This is a genomic window from Streptomyces sp. DSM 116795, from assembly GCF_055792905.1.
The window spans coordinates 3,072,477-3,098,716 of sequence record NZ_CM147707.1; the positions used below are offsets into that span (position 1 = coordinate 3,072,477).

Below are 26,240 nucleotides of genomic sequence, written 5' to 3' on the forward strand. Positions count from 1 at the left end.
CAAGTCAGGCCATTCCGCGCGCTCTTCGTGAGCGCGTGCCCTCGATCACACCCAGGACGGTTCTCCGTGTCATCCGCATCCCCCGCAACACCTGTGTCCGACTCCGGCTCCGGTTCCGCGGAGCCCGCATCGGCACCCGCGCCCACTCAGGCCCAGCTCCTCGACTTCGTACGTGAGACGGTCGCCGACGCCGGGCTCATCGCCTCACTCCCCATCGACCCCGAGGGCCGCACCTGGCTGCGGCTCAACGGCCCGGGCGGCAGCGAGGCATGGATCATCAGCTGGCCCCCCGGCACCGGTACGGGCTGGCACGACCACGGCGGCTCCCACGGCGCCTTCGCGACCGCCCGGGGCCGCCTCACCGAACAGTCCCTCGCCGCCCGGCTTCCCACCGAGGGCTGGAAGACGCTGGAACTCGCGGACGGCGTGGACCGCGAGCGGCAGTTGACCGCGGGCCGGGGACGCGCCTTCGGCGCCCACCATGTCCACCAGGTGCTCAACGAGACGGAGGAGGAGCACGCCGTCTCCGTCCACGCCTACTACCCGCCACTGCCGCTGATGCGCCGCTACAGCCGTACGGGCGCACTGCTGCGCCTGGAGCAGGTCGAGCGCCCGGGAGAGTGGGACTGATGCACCGCTGCTGCAGCCACAGCCGTACGGGCACAGCGCCTTCCCTGCAGCAGCGCGGGCGGCGTGCGGGCCTCCCGGACCCCGACGGCCGAGGGGAGGAGCGGGAATGACCGGCGTACCGCAACGGCCCGCCGCACCGCAGCCGCCCGCCGACGGCACCGGCACCGGCCCGAGCCGCGTCGACTCCCTGCTGGAAGCGGCGCGTTCGGACCTCACCCGCATCACCGCCCAGGACGCCGCACGCGCCCGGCGTGAGGAGGGCGCACTGCTGGTGGACATCCGCTACGCGGCCCTGCGGGAGCGGGACGGCACCATCCCCGGGGCCCTGATCGTCGAGCGCAACGAGCTGGAGTGGCGTCTGGACCCGACGTGTCCGCACCGCTCCCCCGAGGCCACCGGCTTGGACCTGCCCGTCGTGGTGGTGTGCAACGAGGGTTACGCCTCCAGCCTCGCCGCCCGTTCCCTCCGCGAGCTCGGTCTTCACCGGGCGACGGACCTCGACGGCGGCTTCCAGTCATGGCGTGCCGCCGGACTCCCCGTCTCCCCACCCGTCGCCCCCGGAGAGGACGCGCGCCCTACGCTGGAGACATGAACCCATCGCGTGGCCGCGTCACCGGACTCCCGGACTGGAACCGCTGTGCCGTGATGGGGGTGGTCAACGTCACTCCGGACTCCTTCTCCGACGGCGGCAAGTGGTTCGACAGCGAGGCCGCGGTCAAGCGCGGCCTCGACCTCGTCGCCGAGGGCGCGGACCTGGTCGACGTCGGCGGCGAGTCCACGCGTCCCGGCGCCCCCCGCGTCGACGAGGCCGAGGAGCTGCGGCGGGTGCTTCCCGTGGTCCGCGGCCTGGCCTCCGAGGACGTGCTCGTCAGCGTCGACACCATGCGGGCCTCCGTCGCGGAGCAGGCGCTGGAGGCGGGCGCGGTGCTCGTCAACGACGTCAGCGGAGGCCTCGCCGACCCGCGGATGGTCCCCGCGGTCGCGGCCGCGGAGGTGCCCTTCGTGGTCATGCACTGGCGCGGCCAGTCCATCGACATGAACAACCGCGCCGTCTACGGCGACGTCATCGCGGAGGTCGTCGCGGAGTTGCGGGCCGGCCTGGACCGCGCGGTGGACGGCGGTGTCTCCCCGGACCGGATCGTGGCCGACCCCGGGCTGGGCTTCGCCAAGCAGGCCCAGCACGATCTGCGCCTCGTCGCGGAGCTCGGCCGGCTGCGCGAGGAGCTGGGCAGGCCGCTGCTCGTGGCCGCCTCGCGCAAGCGGTTCCTGGGCCGCGTGCTCGCCGGCACCGACGGCGCACCCGTACCGCTGCCGCCGGCTCGTGAACGGGACGCCGCCACCGCCGCCGTCTCGGCCATCGCCGCCCGCGAGGGCGCCTGGGCGGTGCGCGTGCACGAGGTGCGGGCGAGCGCGGACGCCGTCCGCGTCGTACACGCCGTCGAAAGCGCCACCGGCCTCCCGGACGCCGACGCCGCCGACCCCGGAAGCCCGGCGAACCCCGGCAGCCCAGGGAGCCCAGGGAGCCCTGGGAGCTCGGGGGGCCAAGAGGCCCCGGATCACGCCGGCAGCACCGAGACCACGAGGCGGCAAGGGTGAGCCGGGGCGCCAGTACGGACATCGAGGCGGTCGAAGCCGCCAACACCGCCCTGTACGACGCGGTGGAGCACGCCGACCTGGAAGCCCTGCAGACCCTGTGGATGGACGACGGCATCAGCGTCGTACACCCCGGCTGGCCGGTTCTCACCGGCCGGGAGGAGGTGCTGCGCTCTTACGCCCTGATCATGGCGAACACGGACTACGTGCAGTTCTTCCTGACGGACGTCGAGGTGTCGGTGCACGGCGACACCGCGCTCGTGAACTGCACCGAGAACATCCTCAGCGGCGGCCCCGCCGAGGACGACGGCTCCGCGGGCCCCCTCGTCGGCGGGCTCGTCGTCGCCACCAACGTCTTCCGTCGCGACGAGGGCGGCCGCTGGAAGGTGTGGTCGCACCACGGGTCGCCGGTCCTGGTCGAGCGCGAGGGCGAGGACGAGGACGAGGGCGGCCTCGACGACGGCGACGTCCAGCTCTGACGCACGGCCCAGCCGCCTCACGCCCCGGCGGCACCCGCCGCACCCCGGCGGCCGACCCCGTTCGCGCCACCCCCGGTGTGGCCCGTACCACTCCTTCGCAGCAGCTCGGCCGGAATGCGAGCGTGGGCCTCGGCGCTGTCGGGTAGGCACCCGCCCCGAGCAGGTGGCTGGGCCGCCCGCGGGTAGATTCGATGCGGAGAGGGCGCGCCGCGCCGCTGCGACCAGGACAGAGGACGGGAGTGATACGCGTGGACCACCTCGCACTGCGGGGCCTTCGGGCCCGCGGGCATCACGGAGTCCTCGAGCGGGAACGGGAGGAGGGTCAGATCTTCGTCGTGGACGTGGAGCTCGGCCTCGACACCCGGCCCGCCGCGGGCGACGACGACCTCACGAAGACCGTTCACTACGGCGTTCTGGCCGAGGAGATCGTCGGGATCGTCGAGGGAGAGCCCGTCGACCTGATCGAGACCCTCGCCGAGCGGATCGCCGACGCCTGTCTCTCGCACACGCGCGTGCAGGTGGCAGAGGTGGTCGTGCACAAGCCGGACGCCCCGATCACCGTGCCCTTCGACGACGTGACCATCACTATCAAGCGGAGCCGCGCATGACGCCGAACAGTGACCCGACCGTACAGCCGGTGCCCGCCTCCGTCGTGCATCAGGTGGATGCGGCCGACACCACCCTTCAGAACCCGCAGCAGGCGGTGATCGCTCTCGGCAGCAATGTGGGCAACCGCCTCGAGCGGCTGCAGAGCGCCGTCGACGCACTCGCCGACACCCCGGGGATGAAGGTCCTCGCGGTCTCGCCCGTCTACGAGACGGAGCCGTGGGGAGTGGATCCCGGCAGCCAGGCCTCGTACTTCAACGCCGTCGTGCTCGTACGGACGACCCTGCCGCCCGGCTCTCTGCTGGAGCGCGGACACGCGATCGAAGAGGCCCTGGAACGGGTGCGGGACGAGCACTGGGGGCCGCGCACCATCGACGTCGACATCGTCTCCTACCAGGACGTCGTCTCCGACGACCCGAGACTGACGCTGCCTCACCCGCGGGCCCACGAACGGGCCTTCGTCCTGGTGCCGTGGCACGACGTGGACCCGGGCGCCGAAGTGCCCGGCCACGGAGCGGTGGCGGAGCTGTTGGCCTCGCTCGGCCACGAAGGCGTCGCAGCCCGTACGGACCTGGAACTCAGCCTGCCCGAGTAGTCGTTGGGAACCCCGTGAAGGAACTGCGTATCCCCGTCCTTGCGGGTGTCTTCGTCGTAGCCGGGGTACTGGCCTGGGCGGTCGCCCGGCTGTGGAGTTCCCTGGGCACGCTGCCGGCGGTGCCCGTCGCGGCTCCGGTCGTACTGGCGATCATCGCCACCGTGCTGCTGGCCACCGCTCTCTCATTGCGCTCGCGCCTCAAGGCACAGCGCGAACGCGAACCGGGCGCCAAGGGCGTGGATCCGATGATGGCGGCGCGTGCCGTCCTCTTCGGGCACGCCAGCGCACTGGTGGCCTCCCTGGTCTCCGGCATCTACGGAGGCGTCGGAGTCGCCCTGCTGATGGACCCGTCGGAGGCTCCGGCACGCCAGGACCAGACGGTCTACGCGGGCCTGTCCGTACTTGCCGGGATCGCGGTGGTCGCGACGGCGATCTTCCTGGAACGGGTCTGCCGTCTCCCCGACGACGAGGACGACAACGACGGCCCGTCGGCCGCTCCGGCAGCCTGACGTCGCCCTTCGGTCCTCCGGCCCTGCACCAGACGCACGGGGCTCCCATTCACCGCCGCTTACCGCGTCGAAGACGTCAGGTCCACGTAGCTCGCTTCTTCCAGCAGCAGCGCTCGCAGCGCCACCGCTTCGCCGATGACGTGGGCGACGACGCTGAACGCTGCACGGCGGTGATCACCGGGCGCCTCGGGCGGCGTTCCTCAGGGCTCAGCGCAGAATCAGGCTCATCGCCTCGGAGCGCGTCGCGGCGTCCCGCAGTTGCCCGCGTACCGCGGACGTGACGGTCTTGGCGCCCGGCTTCCGTATGCCGCGCATGGACATGCACATGTGCTCGCACTCGACGACGACGATCACCCCGCGCGGCTCCAGTATCCGCATCAGCGACTCGGCGATCTGCGTGGTCAGCCGCTCCTGGACCTGGGGCCGCCGGGCGTAGACGTCGACGAGCCGTGCCAGCTTCGACAGGCCCGTGATCTTCCCGTCGGCGGACGGGATGTAGCCGACGTGCGCGACGCCGTGGAACGGCACCAGATGGTGCTCACACGTGCTGAACACCTCGATGTCCTTCACCAGGACCATCTCGTCGTGCCCGAGGTCGAAGGTGGTCGTCAGCACGTCCTCGGGACGCTGGTGCAGGCCGGCGAACAGCTCCTTGTACGCCCGCGACACACGGGAGGGGGTCTCCAGCAGCCCCTCGCGGTCCGGGTCCTCACCGACCGCGATCAGCAGCTCGCGCACGGCGTTCTCCGCCCGCTTCTCGTCGAAGTCGGCTGGCGTGAAATCGCCCTCTCCACCGAGCGTCACCGGATCGGTCATGTGATGCCTCGTTCCTGGTACCTGTGTAAACAATCAGCCGCGCCCCCCAGGTCTCACAACCCAGGGGGCGCGGCTTGAATTCCACGGCCCGCTGTGGGCCGTCGCACAGGGACTGCTGCTAGTTCTCCGTCGGATCGACCGGCTCGACGATGGCGTCCGAATCCCGCGGCCCGATCTCCTTGCCGCCGCTCTTGTCGAGAGTCGGCACGGAGCCGTTCCCGTTGCTCAGAGCGGGCGACGAGACCGGGGGACGCGTCGACGGCGTACGCCGTGAGGAGCCCGTCCATGCCGGCCGCGACGGGCGCTTGACGACCGGAGCGAAGATCTCGGCGATCTCCTCCTTGCCCAGCGTCTCCTTCTCCAGCAGGGAGAGAACCAGGTTGTCGAGGACGTCGCGGTTCTCCACCAGGATTTCCCAGGCTTCGTTGTGCGCCGTCTCGATAAGGCTCTTGACCTCCTCGTCCACCAGCCCGGCGACCTCCTCGGAGTAGTCGCGCTGATGTCCCATCTCCTTGCCCAGGAAGGGCTCGGACTGGTCGGAGCCGAACTTGATCGCACCCAGCCGCTCGGTCATGCCGTACTGCGTGACCATGGCACGGGCCGTCGCCGTCGCCTTCTCGATGTCGTTCGCCGCACCCGTGGTCGGGTCGTGGAAGACCAGCTCCTCGGCCGCGCGCCCGCCCAGCATGTATGCGAGCTGGTCGAGCATCTCGTTGCGCGTGGTCGAGTACTTGTCCTCGTCCGGCAGAACCATCGTGTAGCCGAGGGCACGGCCTCTGGAGAGAATCGTGATCTTGTGTACGGGGTCGGAGTTCGGCGAAGCCGCCGCGACCAGGGCGTGCCCGCCCTCGTGGTACGCGGTGATCTTCTTCTCCTTGTCGCTCATGATCCGGGTCCGCTTCTGCGGTCCCGCCACGACTCTGTCGATCGCCTCGTCCAGATACCTGTTGTCGATCAGCTTGTGGTCGCCGCGCGCGGTGAGCAGCGCCGCCTCGTTCAGCACGTTGCTGAGGTCGGCACCCGTGAAGCCCGGCGTACGGCGGGCCACCGCGCCCAGATCCACGTCGGGCGCCATCGGCTTGCCCTTCTGGTGGACCTTGAGAATCTCGTGCCTGCCCTGCATGTCGGGGCGGTCGACCGCGATCTGCCGGTCGAAGCGCCCGGGACGCAGCAGCGCGGGGTCGAGGATGTCGGGCCGGTTGGTGGCGGCGATCAGGATGACGCCGCCCTTGACGTCGAAGCCGTCCATCTCGACCAGCAGCTGGTTCAGCGTCTGCTCGCGCTCGTCGTGACCGCCGCCCATACCGGCGCCGCGGTGGCGGCCGACGGCGTCGATCTCATCGACGAAGACGATCGCCGGGGCGTTCGCCTTGGCCTGCTCGAACAGGTCACGGACACGGGAGGCACCGACACCGACGAACATCTCGACGAAGTCGGAGCCGGAGATCGAGTAGAACGGGACACCCGCCTCGCCCGCGACCGCGCGGGCCAGCAGCGTCTTGCCCGTACCGGGCGGCCCGTACAGCAGCACACCCTTGGGGATCTTGGCACCGACCGCCTGGAACTTGGCGGGCTCTTGCAGGAACTCCTTGATCTCCTGGAGCTCCTCGCACGCCTCGTCCGACCCCGCGACGTCCGAGAACGTCGTCTTCGGGGTGTCCTTGGTGATCAGCTTGGCCTTCGACTTGCCGAAGTTCATCACCCGGGAGCCGCCGCCCTGCATCTGATTCATCAGGAACAGGAAGACGACGATGATGAGGACGAACGGCAGGAACGACAGCAGCATCCCGACGAACGGATTCTGCTGCTGCGGCGCGACCGTGTAGCCCTTGGTGATTTCCTTCTGGTCGAACTTGCTCTGGAGTTTCTTGGCGAGGTCGACACCTTGGTTGTCGATGTAGCTCGCCTTGATCTTGTCGCTGTCTTCGACCTTGGCGCCGTCCTTGAGCTCGAGCTTCACGATCTGCTCATCGCCTGTCGTGAGCTCGGCGGACTTCACCTTGTCCTGGTCGATCGCCTGGACGACCTGTCCCGTGTCCACCGTCTTGTAGCCGCCGGACGAGCCGACGACCTGCATCAACACGACCACGGCGAGGACGGCCAGCACGATCCACATGACCGGCCCGCGGAAGTATCGCTTCACGTCCATCCATACGGAGCGCGTACGCCCCGTCCCTCCTGCCACAGTGAGTTGAAAAGGCTGACCTTCGGACGGTACCTCAGCATTGTCTCAGGGCGCCGCCGAGGACGGTCAAACAGAACCGTCCTGGCTCCTCCAACGGAGCGCGGCCCCGCATGGTTCCCGCTGGGTGCCGCGGTGCTCAGCCGCCGTAGACGTGCGGGGAGAGCGTTCCGACGAACGGGAGGTTCCGGTAGTTCTCCGCGTAGTCGAGGCCGTACCCGACCACGAACTCGTTGGGGATGTCGAAGCCCGCCCACTTCACGTCGATCGCCACCTTGGCGGCGTCCGGCTTCCGCAGCAACGTGCAGACGTTGAGGGACGCGGGCTCACGCGAGCCGAGGTTGGACAGCAGCCACGACAGTGTCAGCCCCGAGTCGATGATGTCCTCGACGATGAGGACGTGCTTGCCCTTGATGTCGGTGTCGAGGTCCTTGAGGATGCGGACGACTCCCGAGGACTGCGTGCCCGCTCCGTAGGAGGAGACCGCCATCCAGTCCATGGTGACCGGCGTCGACACGGCGCGCGCCAGATCGGCCATCACCATCACGGCACCCTTGAGCACGCCGACGAGGAGCAGCTCCCTGCCCTCGTACTCCTCGTCGATCTTGCCGGCCAGCTCGGCCAGTTTCGCTTCGATCTCTTCCCTGGTGATGAGCACCGACTTGAGGTCGGTGCCCATGTCCTTCTCGTCCACCCGTGCCGCTCTCGGTCGAGGTCTCCGGCCCACGCTGCCGCCGGCCCGGGACCGCCCTGGCAGGACGGTCAGCAGGTCGGTGTCGGCGGGGTCTGTGAGCCATGCCGGATGACCAGTCTGCCACCCTGCCTCGCGGCCTCGACACGCCCGGGCAGATTGATGGCACGCTGCCCGCGCCAGGCCGTGATCAGCCGGTCGACTTCTTCGAGATGGCGGGCGAAGAGCGAACCCGCCGGGGCGCCCGCGGCGACGGCGGCGCGGCGCAGCACACGGCGTCGGACGGCGGACGGGAGCGCGTAGAGCCGGGCGGTGTCCAGCTCCACGCCGTCCCAGCCGTCGGTGCCGGGCTGGTCGGTGCGTACGGACCGCTCGGCCTGGAGGGCCCAGGCGTCGAGCGCGTCGGCGTCGTCGCGGGAGAGGCGTGCGGTACGGGCGAGCGCCTCGATCACGCCCTTGCCCAATGCTTTCTCCAGCATCGGCAGGGCCTCGTGGCGCACGCGGGACCTTGTGTACGCGGGGTCGTCGTTGTGGGGGTCGTCCCAGACGGGGAGCGACTGGGCGAGGCAGGCCTTGCGGGTGGTCTGCCGGTCGATGGCGAGGAACGGCCGGCGGTAGCGGTCCGCGGGACCGGTGACTTCTGCCATGCCGGAGAGGGAGCGCGTACCGGAACCGCGGGCCAGCCCGAGGAGAACCGTCTCGGCCTGGTCGTCACGGGTGTGTCCGAGCAGCACGGCCTTGGCACCGCAGCGGTCGGCCATGTCGTCGAGCGCGGCGTACCGCGCCGTGCGCGCTGCGGCTTCGGGACCGGTGTTCGTACGGCCGATGGTGATGGCGATCGATTCGACGGGGTGGAGTCGGAGGGAGGTCAGCCGGTCGGCGACCTCCTGGGCGCGGTCGTCCGATCCGGACTGCAGACCGTGGTCGACCGTCACGCCTCCCGCGCGGAGGCCGAGTCGGGGTGCTTCGAAGGCGAGGGCGGAGGCGAGCGCCATGGAGTCGGCGCCGCCGGAACAGGCCACGAGGACGAGCGGGGGCTCGCCGGGGCTGCGAGTGTCGCCGGCTTTCTCACTGACGACGGCTTGTTCGCTGAGGACGTCGTGGAGTGCGCGGCGAACCGCGAGACGTATTGCAGCGACCGCGGGGTGGGGACCCATGTCCGATTCACTTCCTCGAAGAAGGTCTTGTCACGCTGAGTGTGTCGATGGTGACAGAGATGGAGGTGTTCCCAGAGCATCGCACGCGGGCCGGGCATTCTCGGTCCCTCGGACGAGTGATTACCGGGGCTTCCAGTGGTCCGTGCCCGATCCGGAGAGTAGCCGCCGGAGTCCGGTGCGGGTACCGCTCCCGCACCCCCGCGCCTCCCATCACGTCCGCCGTCGTGTCCTCAGGCCGCACGGTCGCGTGACGACTCGCGGCTCGCGCGCGCCGACGGGCCCGGCGGCCGGTCCGTGGGTCCCCTGCCCGTCCGGCCCCGGCCCCCGCGGTCCGCGGTCGCGGAGATCAGGAGCGCATCCGCGCGATCCAGTCGGCGGGGCGGCTGATCTCCGACTTCGTGGGGAGCGTGTTGGGCGAGGTCCAGACGCGGTTGAAGCCGTCCATGCCCAGGTCCTCGACGACGGCACGTACGAAGCGCTCGCCCTCGCGGTACTGGCGCAGCTTGGCGTCGAGGCCGAGCAGCTTGCGCAGCGCCTGGTCCAGGCGTCCGGCGCCGGTGGCGCGGCGCTTCTGGAACTTCTCGCGGATCTCCGCGACGCTCGGCACCACCTCCGGTCCGACGCCGTCCATCACGTAGTCCGCGTGGCCCTCCAGCAGGGACATCACGGCGGTGAGGCGGCCGAGGATCTCGCGCTGTGTGGGTGTCTGCACCAGTTCGGCGATCCCGGCCCGCTCGGTCTCCGTCTTCTCCTCCGTGCCGGCGGCACTCTGCGCGCGGGCGCCGGAGAGGGACTGCGCCGCCTCGCGCAGGCGCTCCAGCAGCGTGGAGGGGTCCATGTCGGTCTCGCCGAGGAAGGACTGGATCTCACCCTGGATGTGGTCGCGGAGCCAGGGGACGGCGGCGAACTGTGTGCGGTGCGTCTCCTCGTGCAGGCAGACCCAGAGCCGGAAGTCGTGCGGGTCGACCTCGAGTTCGCGCTCGACGTGCACGATGTTCGGCGCTACGAGGAGCAGTCGGCCGCTGCCGTCCGCTCCGCCGGGCAGCTCGCGCGTCGCCGGTGCGAACGTCTCGTACTGACCGAGCACCCGGGAGGCCAGGAACGACAGCAGCATGCCGACCTCGACGCCCGTCACCTTGCCGCCGACCGCGCCCAGTACGGCCCCGCCGGGAGAACCGGAGCGGCGCTCCTGGACCTTCTCCAGCAGGGGCGTGAGCAGTTCTCTGAAGCCCGCCACGTTCGCGCGGACCCAGCCGGGCCGGTCCACCACGAGGACGGGGGTGTCCGTCTCCGAGGGGCGGTCGGGCTGCATGCGCGTGAAACCGCGGACGTGTTCCTCGGACGCCTTCGCGTGGCGGCGAAGCTCCGAGACGACCGCCCGTGCTCCCTCACGGCTCACTTCGGGGCCCGGCCGTACGAGCCGGGTCGCGGTCGCGACCGCGAGATTCCAGTCGACCATCTCCACACCACCGAGGCTCGTCATGACTTCACGGTACGTGTCACTGCCGCCGCGCGGGAGGCTGCACCGGCGCGGCGGGGGGTGCGGGCCCGGCGGCGTGCGGTCAGCTCCCGGACGGCGACTCGCGGCAGCCGCAGTTGGCGAGGGCCGAGGCGAGGCTGTCCAGTGAGCGCTGCGCGCCCTTGCCGTCATTGCTTCCGGACGCCATGAACGCGAAGGCCAGCATTCTGCCGTCGGCATCGACGACGGTGCCCGCCAGCGTGTGGACACCGGTCAGGGTCCCCGTCTTCGCGCGTACGAGACCGGCGCCCTGCTTGCCCTTGTCGCTGCCGTACCTGCTGCCGAGGGTGCCGGTGAAATGAGCGACCGGCATGCCGGTCAGGACGGGACGCAGGGCCGCGTGGTCGGGGTCGGCGGCGCGTGCGAGGAGGCCGGTGAGCAGCGCCGGGGAGACCTTGTCGTCGCGGTCGAGGCCGCTGCCGTCGGCGAAGTGGGCGCCCTTCAGGGGGACATCGAGCTTGCCGAGGGTGCGGCGTACCGCCTTCCCGGCGCCCTTGAAGCTCGCGGGCTCGCCGGCGGCGAGGGCGGTCTGGCGGGCCAGGGCCTCCGCGATGTCGTTGTCGCTGTAGGTCAGCATGCGTTCGACGAGTTCGGAGACCGGGGCCGAACGGTGTGCGGCCAGTTCCTTCGCATCACCGGGTGCCTTCGCCTCCTTCGGTTCGCGCTCGACGTCGACGCCGTGCTCGCCGAGTGCGTCGGCGAAGTCCTCGGCGGCCTCCCCGGCCGGGTCGGTGGAGCGCGGGGCGGGACCGTGCGCGGGGGCGTCCTCGTCGCGCTCGTCGCCGGAGCCGGAGGTTCGCCCGAGACGGGCCTCGTCGACCATGAGAGGGCTGACGGGTGCGAGGTTGTCGTTGGTGCCGATGGAGTGGCGGACGGGGCCGCTGTAGCGCGAAGTGTCGTAACGGACGGAGATCTTGCCGCTGTCGTGACCGCGCAGCTTGCGGGCCGTGTCGCGGGCGAGGCCGTCGAGGGCGCCGGAGCTGAGAGTCGGGTCGCCGCCGCCGACGAGTACGACTTCGTCCTCGGCCTTGCCGCGCACCACCCGCGTGGTGATGCGGTGGCCCTCTCCGCGCGCGGAGAGGGCGGCCGCGGCGGTGGCGACCTTGACGGTGGAGGCCGGGGTGGCGGCGGTGCGCGCCTTGGAGCCGTACAACTTCCGTCCGGTGGCGGCGTCGACGACCGAGACGCCGCGGTGCTTGCCCAAGTCGCCGTCTTTCAGGAGCGGTTCGAGGATGTCGGCGAGCGCGTCCTCGCTGGGCGGCGGAACCCCCGCCGCACCCGGGCCGTGCGAGGGCTTGGCGTCGCGGCCGCCGCCCGCGGCGTCGCCCCGTACGGCGTCCATGTCCAGAGCCGCGAGCACGCGGGGCGCTTGTGGGGCCTCGCCGGTGTGGTTCCCGCCACTTCGGCCTTCCCGGGCGGCGGCCCGCGAACGCTCCGCCGTACGCTGGCCCGAGTCCCACGGTCCGCTCGTGGCCACCGCCGTGACGGCGAGTACCAGTCCGAGTCCGGCAGCACCGGCCGTCACTCGTGCGGTCTGCCGCTGCTGCGGAGCCGCGGTCCGCCAGTGCTGCCGGATCCGCCGCCCGTGACGACGGGCACGGGACCGGACCTTCCGGTATGCCCGGATCGCGGTGTCACGCACCTCTGAGGCGGTGTCACGCACCTCGATCAGCCCCTTTCGCGCCCGTGTACGTGGGTGGGGGACACTTAATCACCAGATACATGTGCTGATCATGGAGGAGCCTTCCTTGGAGTTCGACGTCGTCATCGAGATCCCGAAGGGTTCGCGGAACAAGTACGAGGTGGATCACGTGACCGGGCGCATCCGTCTGGACCGGCACCTTTTCACTTCGACCGTGTACCCCGCCGACTACGGCTTCGTCGACCACACCCTCGGCGAGGACGGCGACCCGCTGGACGCGCTCGTGCTGCTCGATGAACCCACCTTTCCCGGCTGCATCATCAAGGCCCGCGCCATCGGCATGTTCCGCATGACGGACGAGGCGGGGGGCGACGACAAGCTGCTGTGCGTGCCCGCGTCCGACCCGCGGATGGAGCACCTGCGGGACATCCATCACGTGAGCGAGTTCGACCGGCTGGAGATCCAGCACTTCTTCGAGGTCTACAAGGACCTGGAGCCCGGCAAGTCCGTCGAGGGTGCGAACTGGGTCGGCCGTACCGAGGCCGAGGCCGAGGTCGAAGCGTCGATCAAGCGACTTGAGGCCCACGGCGACCACTGAAGCACCGGACCGGGTCTCCGGCGAGACGGGAGCGTGCGAACGGCGTACGGACGGCACACCGGGTGCGTCCCCATGGAAGGGGCGCACCCTTCGTGCGTACGGGGACGGGGCGGCCGGCCGCCGGTTCCAGGCCTGGAAGCCCGGAAGCCCGGAAAACCTAGAAGCCGCGGGTGCGCTTGGCGGCGCGGCGGCCCGGGAGCGGCGTCTCGACGCCGGGGCTCTTGATGAACAGCCGCGCCAGCTCACCGCCCAGGTTGACGCCGATGGCGATGGCCAGGGCGAGGGCGACGGCCCGCGAGATGCTCAGGATGCCCTCGTCCATGTGGCCCTGGGCGATGTTGAGCAGCCCGAAGTACGTGGCGCTGCCGGGCAGCAGCGGACCGATCGCCGCCGTGATGTACGGCAGCGACGAGGCGAACTGGTAACGGGACATCAACTGCCCGAACAGGCCGACGAGTCCGGCCGCGGCGACGGTCGCCGGCACCGCGTCGACGTTCACCGGCGGGTTGACCAGGGCGCCGTAGATCAGCCAGGCCACGCCGCCGTTGAGGGTGGCCAGCAGCACGGTGTGACGTTCCTGCTGCAGCAGTACGCAGAAGGCCAGCGCCAGCAGCATCGCCGCGAAGAGCTGGAGCACGGGCCGGATTTCGCCCTGCGTGCTCTCCGGCGTGAGTTCCGCGCCCAGCTTGGAACCGATGTAGAGCATCACCAGCACGCCGCCGACGATGCCGACGATGAGGTAGATGACCTCCAGCAGGCGGGCCGCAGCGGTGATGTAGAAGCCGGTCAGCCCGTCGTGCACGGCGGCGACCAGCGCCCGGCCGGGGATCAGCGCGAAGAGGCCACCGGTGATGACGGCCGCGGCCCTCAGCTTCGTATCGTTCGACGAGCCCGCCACCGCCACCACGACGCCCATCGCGGCCGGCGGCACGGCCGCGACCGTGAACTGGTAGAACTCCGGCAGCCCGCGCCCGGCGCAGAGCCACGCGAGCCTGTCGCCGAGCATCGCGCCGATCGCCGCCAGCACGAAGACGAGCCCGTCGCCGCCGACGAGCAGCGACGCGGCGCCTGAGAGCGTGCCGCTCGCGAGGGTCAGCGCGTTCTTGGAGTACGGGTGGCGGTTGCGGCGTATGGCGGCGAGACGCCGGTAGGACTCCTCCAGCGTGATGTCGCCCTTGGTGATGTCGTCCACCAGCCGGAAGACGGCTGCGAGCCGCGTGTAGTCGGTGCCGCGCCGGCGCACGGTGCGTCCGACCGTCACGGGGTCGTCGACCAGTGAGGGCTGGTGCGTGATGGAGATCAGCGTGAAGGTGACCGTGGGCTCGCAGCGGTCCAGCCCGTAGGCGTGTGCCACTCCGAACATCGCTGCCTCGACGTCCTCGGCCCCCTCACCGCCCGCGAGCAGCAGCTCGCCGATGCGGAGGGTGAGGTCGAGCACGCGGGGCACGGCCGGGCCCGTCTCGGCGTCCTCGGGACGGCTCATGCGCTCCGGTGCCGGGCGCTCGGCCAGCGGCATCCGGATCATGGTCCGCATCCGGTCCTGCCAGGGAACGCCCGGCTTGATCAGGGAGACCTTCGGGATGCCCTCGGGCGGGGTGAAGGCGCTGCCGAACTCCGGCGGCGGCGACGTCAACAGCCCTTCGGGGACGGCGAATTCCGAGCTGGGGTGCTCGTCGTCCGGCAGGGGCGGGAGAGGCATTCCCTGCGGCGGCGTGAACGCGCTGCGCACCTCGTCGGCGAGTTGCTGCCCGGCCTCCTCCGAGGAGTCCCCGTTCTCCGCCGACCGGCCGTTCCGCTTCGGCTCCCCGACCACTCTCTGCCCGCTCCCTCACACTTGCGTCTGCGGCCTTCGCCCGCTTCCGCCCGATGGACCGAGCATAAGGTCGCTCCCGTAGCGAGGTCCCGGTCAGGGTGCCCGTACGGGGGTGGCCGACACGCGTGTGCGAGCGTCACCGGGGCGACGACGCCGAGCGGGTTGCCCGAGCGAAGCGGAGGGGCCGGCTCACTTCTCCGCGTACGGATTCCCGGTGCCCGGCGGCAGCACGTTGACCTGCCGCTCGCCCTCGCCCGCCATCACGAACGCGCCGTTCCGCAGCCGCTGCACCAGGCCGCGCGCCCACTGCGCGCCGCTGTCGGCGTTGTGCACCCAGAGCTTCATGATCTCGCCGATGTGGCCCCACTCCTCCGGGGTGCTCTCCTCGGGCGTCCAGTGCCGCGTGACCTCCTGCCGCCACTCCTCCAGGGCCGCGATGCGCTTCTCGAGCAGCGCGACCGCCTCGTCACGCGGCAGGTCGACGATGAAGCCGACGCCGGAGGTGAGCATGTCCTGCTTCTCGTCGATCGCTGTGAGCGCGTGCCGGAGCAGTTTCATGAACTCCGCCTCGCCGGCGTCGGTCAGTTCGTACTGCGTGCGGGGCGGACCGCCCGCGGTGCTCGGGGCGGTCTCGTACGGGTGGAGCAGGCCCTGCCTGGCCAGCTGCTTGAGCGCGTGGTAAATCGAGCCCGGCTTGGCGTTGGACCACTCGTGAGCGCCCCAGAACTCCAGGTCGTTGCGGACCATGTAGCCGTGTGCCCGCCCGTGCTGGCGCACCGCCCCGAGCACCAGCAGCCGGATCGCCGACATCGTCCCTCGTCCCTCGCTTCCAGCGCCCGCGACTTCCGCGGTCCCGCCCACGTGGCCGCAAGCCTAGTGCCGTGACCGGCAATGTTTGCCCTCCCCCTGGGCCCCCGGGGGGACCCCCAGGAGCGTCGTCCGGTGCGTGCGATCGCAGGGCGGCCGGAAGTCCGTTGGGGTCCCCCATAGCGAAGCCCAGGGGAGGAGCTACCAGGGCTTTTGGCCAACGCTGGGGGTACTCCCCCTCGCTCCGCTGGGGGGACCCCCACCCACGAAGTGGGGGAGAGCGTGCGTGCAGGGCGGCGCGACAGGGCAAAGCTTGCCGGGAGGGGCACTGGACGGGCGGGACTCGGGCGTCGGCGGAGGCCGCGGGGCTGCCGGACCGCCGCCCGGACTGCGGGACGGCGGGCCGTGGACTGCGGGCCGGGAGCGGCTACTTCAGGGGCTCGCTGCCGAAGGCCGCCCAGTCCGGCTCGGGCATCGCACCCGTTTCGAAGACGAGGTCGAATGCACCCTTGCCGTCGATGCTCTCCCGGATCACATCGGCATGGCCCGCGTGCCGTGCCGTCTCCTCGATGAGGTGCAGGAGCCCGTAGCGCCAGGAGCGCTTGCCGCCCTCGTCCCAGGGGACCTTCGGGGAGTCGAACGTCTCGTCCAGGGAACCGACGGCACGTACGGCCGCGTCGGTCTCCTGCGCGACCCGGGTGTACAGGTCGAGCAGCGATTCGACGGTCTCGTCCTCGTGCGGGGTGAAGCTGTCCTCCCACTGGGCGGCCTCCGCCGCGAAGTCGTAGTCCTGGCCGTCCGCCTGGAACGTGCGAAGCCAGCCGCGCTCCCCGTCCGCCACGTGCTTGAGCACCCCTGCGAGCGAGAGGGCGCTGGCCGAGGGGACGCTGCGGGCCTGCTCCTCGGTCAGTCCGTGCAGTGCCCGCCGGATTCCGCCGCGCTGTGCGTCCAGGTACGCCAGGAGCGCGCCGCGCTCGTCGCCGGGTGCCTCGGGCTTCACCACTACGGGCATGGTCGTCACCTTCCGCCAGGAGCCGCCCTGTACGGCGCCTCTCGATGACGACCACGCTATGAGGGCTTGCGGTCAGGGAGTGTCCTCAAGGCCCCCGGACCCGATGCCGAATCAGACCCGGTCAGAAGGGGAAACCGCTGCGGTCGTGCTGGATGGAGATCCACTTGGTGGTGGTGAAGGCGTCCACCATCTGTTCGCCGTTGAGCCTGCCCAGGCCGGAGTTCTTCTCGCCGCCGAACGGGACTATCGGCTCGTCGGCGACGGTGGTGTCGTTGATGTGCACCATGCCGGTGTCGATCCGGTGGGCCATCCGCAGACCGCGGTCGATGTTGCCCGTGTGCACCGCGCCGCCGAGGCCGTAAGGGGTGTCGTTGGCGACCCGCACGGCCTCGTCGTCGCCGTCCACCGGAATGACCAGGGCCACGGGACCGAGGATCTCCTCGCGGAGGGCCGGCGAACCGTCGGGCAGGTCCGTGAGGATGCTGGGCGAGACGAGATTGCCCAGCTTGGTGCCGCGTACGAGGGCGGTGGCGCCGTCCGCGACGGTGCGCTCCACGAGGGAGTTGACCTTGTCGGCCTGAACGGCGTTGATGAGCGGGCCGATCTGCGTGTCCGGGTCCCTCGGATCGCCGACCCTGAGGGTCTCGACCTTGGCGGTGAACTTCTCGTTGAACGCCTTGCAGATGTCCTGGTCGACGATGATGCGGTTGGCCGACATGCACACCTGCCCCTGGTGCACGAAGCGGCTGAAGACCGCGGCGTCGACCGCGTAGTCGACGTCGGCGTCGTCGAGGACGATGAGTGCGCTGTTGCCGCCCATCTCCAGCACGGTGCGCTTGAAGTGCGAGGCGGCGACGGTCGCGACCTGGCGGCCGACCGGCTCCGAGCCGGTGAAGGAGATGACCTTCGGCACCGGGTGCGCGATGAAGGTGTCCCCGATCTCGGCGGTGTCGGTGATCACGACGTTCAGCAGGCCGGGCGGGAGGCCCGCCTCCTCAAGCACCCAGGCGACCAGCGAGCCGCCGCACACCGGCGAGTTCTGGTGGGGCTTGAGGACGACGGCGTTGCCGAGTGCGAGCGCCGGCGTGATCGTCTTCAGCGAGAGCAGGAACGGGAAGTGGAACGGAGTGACGACACCGACGACGCCCACGGGGACGCGGTGCACCCGGTTCTCCTTGCCGTCGATGGGCGACGGCACGATCCGGCCCTCGGCGCGCAGCGCCAAGTGGACGGCCTCACGCAGGAATTCCTTGGTCTGGTGGAGTTCGATGTCCGCCTTGAGGCGCGTACCGCCGACCTCGGAGATCAGGGCCTCGCTGATCTCCTGCTCGTTGTCCTCGATGATGCGGATCGCGCGCTCGAAGACCTGCCGCCGGGTGTACGGGTTCGTCTTCGCCCAGTCGCGCTGGTGCCGTTGGGCGGCACGGTAGGCGTGGTCGACCTCTTCGGCGGTGGCGACGGTGATGGCTGCGAGCTTCTCGTCGTTGTACGGATCGAAGTCGATGATGTCCCAGGAACCGCTTCCCTCGCACCACTGGCCGTCTATGTACTGAAGCGCCAGGTCCGTGAAGTAGGACATGTCATTCCTTCGTGGGGCAGGAACAAGCTGAGCGATGCCGCCTGGGGCCGCAGCACAGCACAACTCCGTACTGATGACTGGTCATCGTACTGGCAATTCAGCCGAGTTGGCGTATTGCCTGCAGATGATCGCGCGTACGCGACGGGGAGAGACTGTCCTTCACCAATCGGCTCAACACCTGGTCATAGTGAGCGACTTCATCTTTCTTGTCGAGGTAGAGAGCACTGGTCAGCTGCTCCAGATAGACGACGTCGTTGAGGTCGGACTCGGGGAAGCGCAGCAGTGTGAAAGCGCCGCTCTCGGCGGGGTGCCCGCCCAGTTCGAACGGGACGACCTGGACGATGATGTTGGGTGATTCCGAGACCTCGGCGAGATGGCGCAGTTGAGCGTCCATGATCGCGTGCGAGCCGAACGGGCGGCGCAGCGCGGCCTCGTCGAGGATGCAGAGGAACTTCGGAGCGTTCTCACCGAGCAGGAGCTTCTGACGCTCGATGCGGAGAGCGACGCGGCGCTCGATCTCGTCCTGCGGGATGTGGCTCTGGTGCCCGGCGGTGACGACGGCTTGTGCGTACTCCGGCGTCTGCAACAGGCCGTGTACGAACTGCACTTCGTAGGTGTTGATGTGGGAGGCGGAGCCCTCCAGGCCGACGTACGTCTGGAACCAGCCGGGCAGGACGTCGCTGTAGCTGTGCCACCACCCGGCTATGCTCGAGTCTCTCGCGAGCCCCAGCAGCGGCTCGCGCTCGGTGTCGTCGACCACTCCGTAGAGCGTCAGCAGATCGGCCACGTCGCGGGCCTTGAAGCTCACCCGGCCCAACTCCATCCTGCTGATCTTGGATTCGGACGCACGGATCGAATAACCGGCGGCCTCGCGGGTGACTCCGCAGGCCTCGCGGAGGCGGCGGAGCTGGGACCCGAGCAGAATGCGCCGCACCATCGACCCGCTTGAGCCACTCGCCCCGATTGCGCCGCTGCTCGCACCCATTGCCGGTTGTGTCTCCATTTTCGAGAAACCCTTCACCCTGCTCTGAAGGAAGTGTGCCATCAATGCGCTCCGTTGCGTGCCCGGGTGATTACACACGATCGAAAGTCTCTCGTGCACGTGCATCTGCCCTTGCATCTGCCCTAGGCATTGGGAACCATAGGGATCGCACAAGTGCGCTGCATGCCAGCACAGTTGTGACAACCGGGGAACGGCGAACGAGGAACAGCGAGACCCATCGGGACAGCAAGCCGACCGGATCCACACAGGATCATCACTGCCGCAACGCCAGGAGTGGCTCGTCATGGGGACCGAAGGATCGACCGTGCTGGAGCCCATGTGGCGTGGCCTCCCGCACCTCGGCCACGGCCACTCGACCGTCTCCGGGTCCGCCACCTGCGCACTGCCCGCGCGTTTCGACGCGGTGAAGAGCGCACGGGACTTCACCCACGAGACTCTGCAACGCTGGCGGCTGGAAGGCGAGTTCGACACCGTCGCCCTGGTCGTCTCGGAGCTGGTGACCAACGCTCTGCGCCACGGGCTGCCGGCTCCTCCGGCACCGGTGCCGCAGCCGTCCGCTCCGGTGAGACTCGACCTGATGCGGTGGGCGGCGCGGCTGGTGTGCGCGGTGCGCGACCCGAGCGGTGCGCCGCCCGAAACCACCAACAACTGCACCGAGTTCGCCGACTTCACCGCCGAGTCCGGCCGCGGCCTGTGCCTGGTCGAGTCCTTCAGCGACGGCTGGGGCTGGCATCCGATGACGGGCATGATGCGCGGCAAGGTGGTCTGGGCGCTCTTCCGGCTCACGCCGGTGCGCTCCGCCTGAGGCACGCACGGCCGCCGCGGCCGTAACGCCCCTGACGCCTGCCGCCGGTTCGCCCCGGCGCAGCCGCAGGGCTCAGGCCCCGGCCCAGCGGCCCGGAGCCCGGCTCAAGCCCGCCGCCGGCACGTGAACGGCTCAAGACCCTTCGGCCATACGTCACTTCACCCCGCGGGCGGCTCAACCTCCGCCGCACCGCGTGCGTCTTCCCACGCGGCCCCGGCGCTGCGCCGCGGGGGCCGGCCCGCTCAGTCCTGCACGAGGTGGTCGAACTCGCCGTCCTTGACGCCGAGGAGCATCGCCTCGACCTCCGCGGGTGTGTAGACCAGCGCCGGACCGTCCGGAAAGCGTGAGTTCCGTACGGCTATGTCGCCGCCGGGCAGCCTTGCGAACTCCACGCAGGTGCCCTGCGAGTTGCTGTGCCGGCTCTTCTGCCACTCGGCCCCGTGCAGGTCCCTGGCGGCCATGCCGTTGTACGGGTGAGGCACTTGGATCTCCCGGGCTGGTGCGGTGGGGGGTGTCGCACAGTGCGCGGTACGGACACCGGTGTCCGTCAACTGCACTGGATCATAACCTCGTTCATGTGCCTATGCATGTGCCGATGCACGTGCACGACACCCTGTCGCTGTCCCATCACAGCCGGTCAAAGCCCCTTGCGCACCGCTGACCAACCGTCACCCGGAGTCCTCTGCTTCCGTTTTCCGCGACGTCCGGAGCGGTACGCAGCCTCACGCCCCGCCGCCTGCCCAGCCTCCGCGAGCGTGAACTCCCGCTGTGCGATGAGTGCCCGAATCCCCCGCACCCTTGACTTCAAGGTAACTTCAACTTCTACGTTCGTCCCGGTACCGCCCACACCCTCACCGGCCCCCGCAGGAGAGACCATGAGCATGGAGACGACCGCGTGGCACGCGCTCTACGCCTCGCGCTTCGCCCAGCAGGACAAGCGCCCCTTCTCGCGGGCGGCCCTCGCCCGCATCCTCCGCTTCGCCCGGGGGCACCGCAGGGCACTCGTCGCCTTCCTGGTCTTCAGCAGCGCGCTCGCCCTGCTCACCGTCGCCACTCCCCTCCTCGCGGGCAGGGTCGTCAACGCCATCACCGGCGGCGCCACGGTCCGTACCGTCGTCGTGCTCTCCTCGGTGATCGCGCTCATCGCCGTGGCCGAGGCCGCAGCGGGGCTCCTCACGCGCTGGCTGTCGGCCCGTATCGGGGAAGGTCTCATCCTCGATCTGCGCAGAGCGGTGTACGACCACGTACAGCGTCTGCCCGTCGCGTTCTTCACACGCACACGCACGGGCGCGCTCGTCAGCCGGCTCAACAACGACGTGATCGGGGCGCAGCGAGCCTTCAGCAACACGCTCTCCCAGGTGGTCAGCAACCTCGTCACCCTGCTGGCGACCCTCGTGGTGATGCTCCGCCTGTCGTGGCAGATCACGCTGCTCACGCTCGTACTGCTGCCGCTCTTCGTGCTGCCCGCCCGGCGGATGGGCGCGCGGTTCGCCCGCCTGGAGCGTGAACGGGCCGACCACAACGCCGCGATGGGCAACCAGATGACCGAACGCTTCTCGGCCCCGGGCGCCACGCTCGTCAAGCTCTTCGGCCGTCCGCAGGAGGAGTCGGCCGAGTTCGCACGCCGGGCCGGGCGGGTCCGCGACATCGGCGTACGTACGGCGATGGTCCAGCACCTCTTCATCACCTCGCTCACGCTCGTCTCCGCCCTCGCGCTCGCCCTCGTGTACGGGCTCGGCGGCTATTACGCGCTGCGCGGCACCCTCGACGCGGGCACCGTGGTGTCGCTCGCGCTGCTGCTGACCAGGCTGTACGCGCCCTTGACCTCGCTCGCCGGTGCCCGGGTGGAGGTGATGAGCGCGCTGGTGAGCTTCCAGCGGGTCTTCGAAGTCCTCGACCTGAAGCCGCTGATCGACGAGAAGCCGGACGCGGAGGCGGCGCCCGAGGGGCCGGTCTCCGTCGAGTTCGACGATGTGCGTTTCGCCTACCCGTCGGCCGAGAAGGTCTCGCTCGCCTCCCTCGAGGACGTCGCCACCCTCGACACCCGCGGCGGCGAGGAGGTCCTGCACGGCGTCTCCTTCCGCGCGGAGCCCGGTCAGATGGTGGCGCTGGTCGGCTCCTCCGGTGCGGGCAAGTCGACCATCGCGTCCCTGGCACCGCGGCTCTACGACGCGGACAGCGGCACCGTACGGATCGGCGGCACGGACGTACGCGACCTGACCGCGGAGTCGCTGCGCCGCACCCTCGGCATGGTCACCCAGGACGGACACCTCTTCCACGAGACGATCCGCGCCAACCTGCTGCTGCCGCGTCCCGGTGCCACCGACGGCGAGGTGTGGGACGCGCTGCGCCGGGCGCGCCTGGACGGCCTGATCGCCGGGCTGCCCGACGGGCTCGACACCGTCGTCGGCGAACGCGGCTACCGCCTGTCGGGCGGTGAGCGGCAGCGGCTGACCATCGCACGGCTGCTGCTGGCGCAGCCCCGCGTCGTGATCCTCGACGAGGCGACAGCCCACCTCGACTCGACCTCGGAGGCCGCCGTGCAGGAGGCGCTGGGCGAGGCGCTCGCCGGACGCACATCCGTGGTGATCGCGCACCGGCTGTCGACCGTACGGGCCGCAGATCTCATCCTCGTCCTGGAGAGCGGACGCATCGTGGAGCGCGGTACGCACGAGGAGCTGCTCGCCCTCGGCGGACGCTACGAGCAGCTCTACCGTACGCAGTTCAGCGAGCGGCCCCCGCTGCCGGAGGGGAATCCGCCGCATGCTCTGACCACCGCGGGCGGCGACCACGCGGAGCCGACGGGCGGGTCACCCGTGCAGACCAGCCCAGCGGGCGGTGCCACCGGGCCGAGCGCACGCTGAGGACAGGGTCGCCACGCGCGGGGCGGACCCCTCCAAGGCACCGGCAAGGATGGGGATCACCGTGAGCAAGCCTCTAGATCAGCTGCGCCGTTGCTCGGTCGCCGTCGACGTCGGCTCCGCCCGCACACGCGTCCACATCAAGGACGCGGGGCTCGTCGTGGACGAGCCGTCCGTCGTCGCCGTGAACACGTTCTCCGGAGCGCTCATGGCCGTCGGCAGCGCCGCCGAGCGCATGGACGGGCGCACGCCGGGCCACATCCGCGTCGTACGTCCCGTGAGCAACGGCACCGTGATCGACATCGAGATGGCTCAGCGGATGCTGCGGGCGCTGGTCGGTTCGTCGGTACGGCGGGCGTGGCGGCGACGGGGGGCCATGCAGCGCGCGGCGGTCACGATCCCGCACAACGCCGATCCGCTCGCCCGCAGCGCCGCCGTCGAGACCCTGACCGGGGTGGGCGCGAAGCAGGTCGAGCTGGTCGACACCCCCACGGCGGCCGGGGTCGGATGCGGACTGCCCGTCGAGCAGCCCGAGGCCACCATGATCCTGGTCTGCGGGGCCACCACGACCCAGATCGCGGTGCTCTCCCTGGGCGCGATCGTCTCCGCCACGACCGTGCCGATGGGCGGCGACACCATTCATCACGCCGTCATCCAGCACCTGCGCAACCACCACGAGCTGATCCTGCCGAGCCAGGCGGTCCGCGCGCTGCACCTGGCGCTGACGGGCGTCGACGACCCCGCCCAGGCGACGGAGGTGTGGGGCCGCGACGTGGCGACCGGCATGGCCCGCACCGTGTGCATCAACCCGGACGACGTGCGGGCGGCCATACAGGCCCCCTTGATCGGGCTCTCCGATGCGATCCGCAGCGTCCTCCACAACTGCCCGCCGGACCTGGTCGCGGACCTCGCGGACCGCGGCATGGTGCTGGCGGGCGGCAGCGCACTGCTGCCGGGGCTCGACGAGCGTCTGCGCACGGGTACGGGCATGCCCGTGCACATCGCGGACCAGCCGTCCCTCAGCGCGGTCAACGGCCTCGCGGCCATGGTCGAAGGGCACGTCAGACCACTCGATGTCGACGTCCACTGACAGCCCGCCGGCACCCGTACCCCACGATCACGGCCCCCGCCATCCGTCCGCAGACCGTCCCGGACGGTGACCCGGCGGGCAGTGCGGACGTAGCGTCGAAGTATGTGCAGAAACATCAAGACACTTCGCCCGCCCTACGCCGAGACCGTCACCGAGGACGACATGAGGGCCGCGGCCCTGCAGTACGTACGGAAGGTGTCGGGCTTCCGGCACCCCGCGGCACACAACGCCGAAGCCTTCGACAAGGCCGTCGAACGAGTAGCAGCGGCGACCGGAGAACTGCTTTCGTCACTGGTCGTACGTAGCTGAAGACAAACAGGTATTCGGACGGCATGCTGATCAGGAAGTCGGGTAGCTGCCCCTCGATCTGATCCAGAACTGAAAGGTCCACAGCGTGCCGGATAAACGGGTGGAACAGAGCACGACAGGAGAGCCGCCGGGCGGTGGCTCAGGTGGTCTGCGGATGTCGCGGAGTCCGCAGACCGACAGGCTGGTGTTCGGCGTCACAGCCCTTCTGACCCTGGCCTTCGTGGTCTGGGGGGCGGTCGCCACCGACACCCTCGACAGCGTCTCGACCGCGATGCTCACCAGCGTCATGCACAACGGCGGTTGGGCCTTCGTGCTCGCCGCCTCGGGCTTCGTCGTCTTCTCGCTCTGGCTGGCGTTCAGCCGCTACGGGAAGATCACCCTCGGCAAGGAGGGCGAGGAGCCGGAGTTCCGGACCGTGTCATGGGTCGCGATGATGTTCAGCGCCGGTATGGGCATCGGCCTGATGTTCTACGGCGTGAACGAGCCGCTCACGCACTTCGCCGACGCCCCGCCCGGTACGGGTGGCAGCGCGGCGGAGCGCATGGAGACCGCGATGGCGACCACGCTCTTCCACTGGACTCTGTACCCGTGGGCCATCTACGCGGTCGTCGGTCTCGCCATCGCCTACAGCTGCTTCAGGCGTGGCCGCCGGCAGACGATCAGCGCCGTCTTCACGCCCCTCATCGGTGAGAAGAACGCTCAAGGAGCCTTCGGACGCGTCATCGACATCCTCGCCATCTTCGCCACGCTCTTCGGGTCCGCCGCCTCGCTCGGCCTGGGCGCCCTGCAGATCGGCAGCGGCGTGAAGGAGATCGGCTGGGCGACGGCCGTCGGCACTCCGATCCTCGTGATCATCATCGCGGTGCTGACGGCGGCGTTCGTCGCGTCCGCGGTCTCGGGTGTCGAGAAGGGCATCCAGTGGCTCTCCAACATCAACATGGTGCTGGCGGGCCTGCTGGTCCTGTTCGTCTTCATCGTCGGTCCGACGATCCTGATGCTCAACCTGCTTCCGACGTCCGTGGGTTCGTTCATCGGCGACCTTCCGCAGATGGCCGCGCGCACGGACTCGACCGCGGGCAAGGGTGTGGCCGACTGGCTCTCCGCATGGACGGTCTTCTACTGGGCGTGGTGGATCTCCTGGACGCCCTTCGTCGGCATGTTCATCGCACGCATCAGCCGTGGCCGCACGATCCGGCAGTTCGTCGGCGGCGTCATCCTCGTGCCGAGCGTCGTCAGCCTCATCTGGTTCGCGGTCTTCGGCGGTGCCGCCATCCATCTGGAGCGCACCGGCGCCAAGATCACGGACGAGTCGACGGCCGAGGGCCAGCTTTTCGCGGTGCTGCGTGAGTACCCGATCGCGAGCGTCACCAGCCTCCTCGTGATGATCCTCGTCGGCATCTTCTTCGTCTCCGGCGCCGACGCGGCGTCCATCGTGATGGGGACGCTCTCGCAGAAGGGCACCCTGGAGCCGAGCCGTGGCGTCGTCATCATCTGGGGTGTGCTGACAGGCTCGGTCGCCGCGATCATGCTGCTGATCGGTGGCGGCGGAGACACAGCGCTCAATGGCCTCAAGAATCTGACGATTCTGGTGGCGGTGCCGTTCTCGGTCGTGATGATCGGCATGTGTGTCGCTCTGACGCGGGATCTGCGGCGCGACCGGCTAATCGTCACCGGTGAACGCGGTGACGAGGCCATCGAGACGGCCGTCCTCGCCGGTCACAAACAGTACGGCGGCGAGTACGAGATCCTCATCGGGCCGACCAACGGCGCCTCCTCGGAAGACGGTTCGAATTCCGAGGGCCCCGGCGGGACGGACACCCTGAGCAAGGAGTGAGCCGGGGCCGGAACCGGACCGGTCCCCGAGCCGGCCCGGACCGCCCGTACGGCACGAGCGGGCGCGACCGCGCGCGACGACTCGTACGAAGCGCACACGGAAGCGCATGA

The 26,240-nt window shown here is 70.0% G+C and carries 25 protein-coding genes; 13 read left to right on the forward strand and 12 right to left on the reverse strand.

Annotated features, from left to right (window positions below):
• Window positions 1-93 precede the first annotated feature (93 nt).
• The 7 genes from ACSMXX_RS13175 to ACSMXX_RS13205 all read left to right on the forward strand — a co-directional run bounded on the left by ACSMXX_RS13175 (window position 94) and on the right by ACSMXX_RS13205 (window position 4,412).
• Window positions 94-630: a cupin domain-containing protein gene (locus tag ACSMXX_RS13175; RefSeq protein WP_473184765.1), complete on the forward strand. Its 537-nt coding sequence runs from the start codon at window positions 94-96 to the stop codon at window positions 628-630.
• Window positions 631-736: 106 nt separating this feature from the next.
• Window positions 737-1,222, forward strand: coding sequence for a rhodanese-like domain-containing protein (locus ACSMXX_RS13180; RefSeq protein WP_473184211.1), 486 nt, complete (start codon window positions 737-739; stop codon window positions 1,220-1,222).
• On the forward strand, window positions 1,219-2,226 hold the full coding sequence (gene folP / locus ACSMXX_RS13185) for a dihydropteroate synthase (RefSeq protein ID WP_473184212.1): 1,008 nt from the start codon (window positions 1,219-1,221) through the stop codon (window positions 2,224-2,226). The genes ACSMXX_RS13180 and folP overlap by 4 nt, the downstream gene beginning before the upstream one ends.
• Window positions 2,223-2,702, forward strand: coding sequence for a nuclear transport factor 2 family protein (locus ACSMXX_RS13190; RefSeq protein WP_473184213.1), 480 nt, complete (start codon window positions 2,223-2,225; stop codon window positions 2,700-2,702). Before folP ends, ACSMXX_RS13190 begins: the two co-directional genes overlap by 4 nt.
• A 239-nt stretch (window positions 2,703-2,941) precedes the next feature.
• Window positions 2,942-3,310, forward strand: coding sequence for a dihydroneopterin aldolase (gene folB, locus ACSMXX_RS13195; protein WP_473184214.1), 369 nt, complete (start codon window positions 2,942-2,944; stop codon window positions 3,308-3,310).
• Window positions 3,307-3,903 carry a 2-amino-4-hydroxy-6-hydroxymethyldihydropteridine diphosphokinase gene (folK, locus tag ACSMXX_RS13200; protein ID WP_473184215.1) on the forward strand — a complete coding sequence of 199 codons (597 nt, stop codon included), beginning with the start codon at window positions 3,307-3,309 and terminating at the stop codon, window positions 3,901-3,903. The genes folB and folK overlap by 4 nt, the downstream gene beginning before the upstream one ends.
• Window positions 3,904-3,917: 14 nt before the next feature.
• Window positions 3,918-4,412, forward strand: a complete 495-nt coding sequence (locus ACSMXX_RS13205; RefSeq protein WP_473184216.1) for a DUF3180 domain-containing protein — start codon at window positions 3,918-3,920, stop codon at window positions 4,410-4,412.
• Window positions 4,413-4,619: 207 nt separating this feature from the next.
• Here the strand turns inward: ACSMXX_RS13205 and folE are convergent, their stop codons facing one another.
• The 6 genes from folE to dacB all read right to left on the reverse strand — a co-directional run bounded on the left by folE (window position 4,620) and on the right by dacB (window position 12,440).
• Window positions 4,620-5,228 carry a GTP cyclohydrolase I FolE gene (gene folE / locus ACSMXX_RS13210; RefSeq protein ID WP_473184217.1) on the reverse strand — a complete coding sequence of 203 codons (609 nt, stop codon included), beginning with the start codon at window positions 5,226-5,228 and terminating at the stop codon, window positions 4,620-4,622.
• 118 nt (window positions 5,229-5,346) lie between these two features.
• The gene (gene ftsH / locus ACSMXX_RS13215) at window positions 5,347-7,377 is read right to left on the reverse strand and encodes an ATP-dependent zinc metalloprotease FtsH (RefSeq protein ID WP_473184218.1); all 2,031 of its coding nucleotides are present in this window, start codon (window positions 7,375-7,377) and stop codon (window positions 5,347-5,349) included.
• Between the two features lie 172 nt (window positions 7,378-7,549).
• Complete coding sequence (gene hpt / locus ACSMXX_RS13220) at window positions 7,550-8,089, reverse strand: hypoxanthine phosphoribosyltransferase (RefSeq protein ID WP_473184766.1); 540 nt, start codon at window positions 8,087-8,089, stop codon at window positions 7,550-7,552.
• Window positions 8,090-8,172: 83 nt separating this feature from the next.
• Window positions 8,173-9,258, reverse strand: coding sequence for a tRNA lysidine(34) synthetase TilS (tilS, locus tag ACSMXX_RS13225; RefSeq protein ID WP_473184219.1), 1,086 nt, complete (start codon window positions 9,256-9,258; stop codon window positions 8,173-8,175).
• Between the two features lie 346 nt (window positions 9,259-9,604).
• Entirely contained in the window at window positions 9,605-10,741 is a 1,137-nt protein-coding gene (locus tag ACSMXX_RS13230) for a zinc-dependent metalloprotease (RefSeq protein ID WP_473184220.1), read from the reverse strand.
• Between the two features lie 79 nt (window positions 10,742-10,820).
• Window positions 10,821-12,440: a D-alanyl-D-alanine carboxypeptidase/D-alanyl-D-alanine endopeptidase gene (gene dacB, locus ACSMXX_RS13235; protein ID WP_473184221.1), complete on the reverse strand. Its 1,620-nt coding sequence runs from the start codon at window positions 12,438-12,440 to the stop codon at window positions 10,821-10,823.
• An 85-nt stretch (window positions 12,441-12,525) separates the two neighbouring features.
• Here dacB and ACSMXX_RS13240 point away from each other — a divergent pair, with 85 nt between their 5' ends.
• Entirely contained in the window at window positions 12,526-13,017 is a 492-nt protein-coding gene (locus tag ACSMXX_RS13240; protein WP_473184767.1) for an inorganic diphosphatase, read from the forward strand.
• A gap of 157 nt (window positions 13,018-13,174) precedes the next feature.
• Here the strand turns inward: ACSMXX_RS13240 and ACSMXX_RS13245 are convergent, their stop codons facing one another.
• The 5 genes from ACSMXX_RS13245 to ACSMXX_RS13265 all read right to left on the reverse strand — a co-directional run bounded on the left by ACSMXX_RS13245 (window position 13,175) and on the right by ACSMXX_RS13265 (window position 19,213).
• Window positions 13,175-14,830, reverse strand: coding sequence for a threonine/serine exporter family protein (locus ACSMXX_RS13245; RefSeq protein ID WP_473184222.1), 1,656 nt, complete (start codon window positions 14,828-14,830; stop codon window positions 13,175-13,177).
• 189 nt (window positions 14,831-15,019) lie between these two features.
• A complete protein-coding gene (locus tag ACSMXX_RS13250; protein WP_473184223.1) occupies window positions 15,020-15,640 on the reverse strand; it encodes a PadR family transcriptional regulator in 621 nt (206 codons plus the stop codon).
• Window positions 15,641-16,064: 424 nt separating this feature from the next.
• Window positions 16,065-16,649 carry a DinB family protein gene (locus ACSMXX_RS13255; RefSeq protein WP_473184224.1) on the reverse strand — a complete coding sequence of 195 codons (585 nt, stop codon included), beginning with the start codon at window positions 16,647-16,649 and terminating at the stop codon, window positions 16,065-16,067.
• Between the two features lie 121 nt (window positions 16,650-16,770).
• Window positions 16,771-18,228 carry an aldehyde dehydrogenase family protein gene (locus tag ACSMXX_RS13260; RefSeq protein ID WP_473184225.1) on the reverse strand — a complete coding sequence of 486 codons (1,458 nt, stop codon included), beginning with the start codon at window positions 18,226-18,228 and terminating at the stop codon, window positions 16,771-16,773.
• A gap of 97 nt (window positions 18,229-18,325) precedes the next feature.
• On the reverse strand, window positions 18,326-19,213 hold the full coding sequence (locus ACSMXX_RS13265; RefSeq protein WP_473184226.1) for a helix-turn-helix domain-containing protein: 888 nt from the start codon (window positions 19,211-19,213) through the stop codon (window positions 18,326-18,328).
• A gap of 301 nt (window positions 19,214-19,514) precedes the next feature.
• On the opposite strand from ACSMXX_RS13265, the gene ACSMXX_RS13270 reads away from it, so the two are divergent.
• A complete protein-coding gene (locus tag ACSMXX_RS13270; RefSeq protein ID WP_473184227.1) occupies window positions 19,515-20,036 on the forward strand; it encodes an ATP-binding protein in 522 nt (173 codons plus the stop codon).
• 242 nt (window positions 20,037-20,278) lie between these two features.
• On the opposite strand, the gene ACSMXX_RS13275 is transcribed toward ACSMXX_RS13270, so the two are convergent.
• Window positions 20,279-20,518 carry a DUF397 domain-containing protein gene (locus ACSMXX_RS13275; protein WP_473184228.1) on the reverse strand — a complete coding sequence of 80 codons (240 nt, stop codon included), beginning with the start codon at window positions 20,516-20,518 and terminating at the stop codon, window positions 20,279-20,281.
• A 393-nt stretch (window positions 20,519-20,911) separates the two neighbouring features.
• Here ACSMXX_RS13275 and ACSMXX_RS13280 point away from each other — a divergent pair, with 393 nt between their 5' ends.
• The 4 genes from ACSMXX_RS13280 (at window position 20,912) to ACSMXX_RS13295 (ending at window position 26,130) form a co-directional block, all read left to right on the forward strand.
• Window positions 20,912-22,900, forward strand: coding sequence for an ABC transporter ATP-binding protein (locus tag ACSMXX_RS13280; protein ID WP_473184229.1), 1,989 nt, complete (start codon window positions 20,912-20,914; stop codon window positions 22,898-22,900).
• Between the two features lie 55 nt (window positions 22,901-22,955).
• Complete coding sequence (locus tag ACSMXX_RS13285) at window positions 22,956-23,987, forward strand: rod shape-determining protein (RefSeq protein ID WP_473184768.1); 1,032 nt, start codon at window positions 22,956-22,958, stop codon at window positions 23,985-23,987.
• 102 nt (window positions 23,988-24,089) lie between these two features.
• The gene (locus ACSMXX_RS13290; protein ID WP_473184230.1) at window positions 24,090-24,296 is read left to right on the forward strand and encodes a DUF2277 domain-containing protein; all 207 of its coding nucleotides are present in this window, start codon (window positions 24,090-24,092) and stop codon (window positions 24,294-24,296) included.
• Window positions 24,297-24,450: 154 nt separating this feature from the next.
• Window positions 24,451-26,130 (forward strand): BCCT family transporter, encoded by a 1,680-nt coding sequence (locus ACSMXX_RS13295; RefSeq protein ID WP_473184231.1) that lies wholly within the window; start codon window positions 24,451-24,453, stop codon window positions 26,128-26,130.
• The last annotated feature ends 110 nt before the right edge of the window (window positions 26,131-26,240 follow it).

Excerpts from the sequence above, each read along its gene's own strand:
- ACSMXX_RS13180 (WP_473184211.1), top strand. The coding sequence starts at position 737 with ATGACCGGCGTACCGCAACGGCCCGCCGCACCGCAGCCGCCCGCCGAC.
- folP (WP_473184212.1), top strand. The coding sequence starts at position 1,219 with ATGAACCCATCGCGTGGCCGCGTCACCGGACTCCCGGACTGGAACCGC.
- folK (WP_473184215.1), top strand. The coding sequence starts at position 3,307 with ATGACGCCGAACAGTGACCCGACCGTACAGCCGGTGCCCGCCTCCGTC.
- folE (WP_473184217.1), bottom strand. The coding sequence starts at position 5,228 with ATGACCGATCCGGTGACGCTCGGTGGAGAGGGCGATTTCACGCCAGCC.
- ftsH (WP_473184218.1), bottom strand. The coding sequence starts at position 7,377 with ATGGACGTGAAGCGATACTTCCGCGGGCCGGTCATGTGGATCGTGCTG.
- hpt (WP_473184766.1), bottom strand. The coding sequence starts at position 8,089 with ATGGGCACCGACCTCAAGTCGGTGCTCATCACCAGGGAAGAGATCGAA.
- tilS (WP_473184219.1), bottom strand. The coding sequence starts at position 9,258 with ATGGGTCCCCACCCCGCGGTCGCTGCAATACGTCTCGCGGTTCGCCGC.
- ACSMXX_RS13230 (WP_473184220.1), bottom strand. The coding sequence starts at position 10,741 with ATGACGAGCCTCGGTGGTGTGGAGATGGTCGACTGGAATCTCGCGGTC.
- ACSMXX_RS13250 (WP_473184223.1), bottom strand. The coding sequence starts at position 15,640 with ATGTCGGCGATCCGGCTGCTGGTGCTCGGGGCGGTGCGCCAGCACGGG.
- ACSMXX_RS13255 (WP_473184224.1), bottom strand. The coding sequence starts at position 16,649 with ATGCCCGTAGTGGTGAAGCCCGAGGCACCCGGCGACGAGCGCGGCGCG.
- ACSMXX_RS13260 (WP_473184225.1), bottom strand. The coding sequence starts at position 18,228 with ATGTCCTACTTCACGGACCTGGCGCTTCAGTACATAGACGGCCAGTGG.
- ACSMXX_RS13265 (WP_473184226.1), bottom strand. The coding sequence starts at position 19,213 with ATGGGTGCGAGCAGCGGCGCAATCGGGGCGAGTGGCTCAAGCGGGTCG.
- ACSMXX_RS13270 (WP_473184227.1), top strand. The coding sequence starts at position 19,515 with ATGGGGACCGAAGGATCGACCGTGCTGGAGCCCATGTGGCGTGGCCTC.
- ACSMXX_RS13280 (WP_473184229.1), top strand. The coding sequence starts at position 20,912 with ATGAGCATGGAGACGACCGCGTGGCACGCGCTCTACGCCTCGCGCTTC.
- ACSMXX_RS13290 (WP_473184230.1), top strand. The coding sequence starts at position 24,090 with ATGTGCAGAAACATCAAGACACTTCGCCCGCCCTACGCCGAGACCGTC.
- ACSMXX_RS13295 (WP_473184231.1), top strand. The coding sequence starts at position 24,451 with ATGTCGCGGAGTCCGCAGACCGACAGGCTGGTGTTCGGCGTCACAGCC.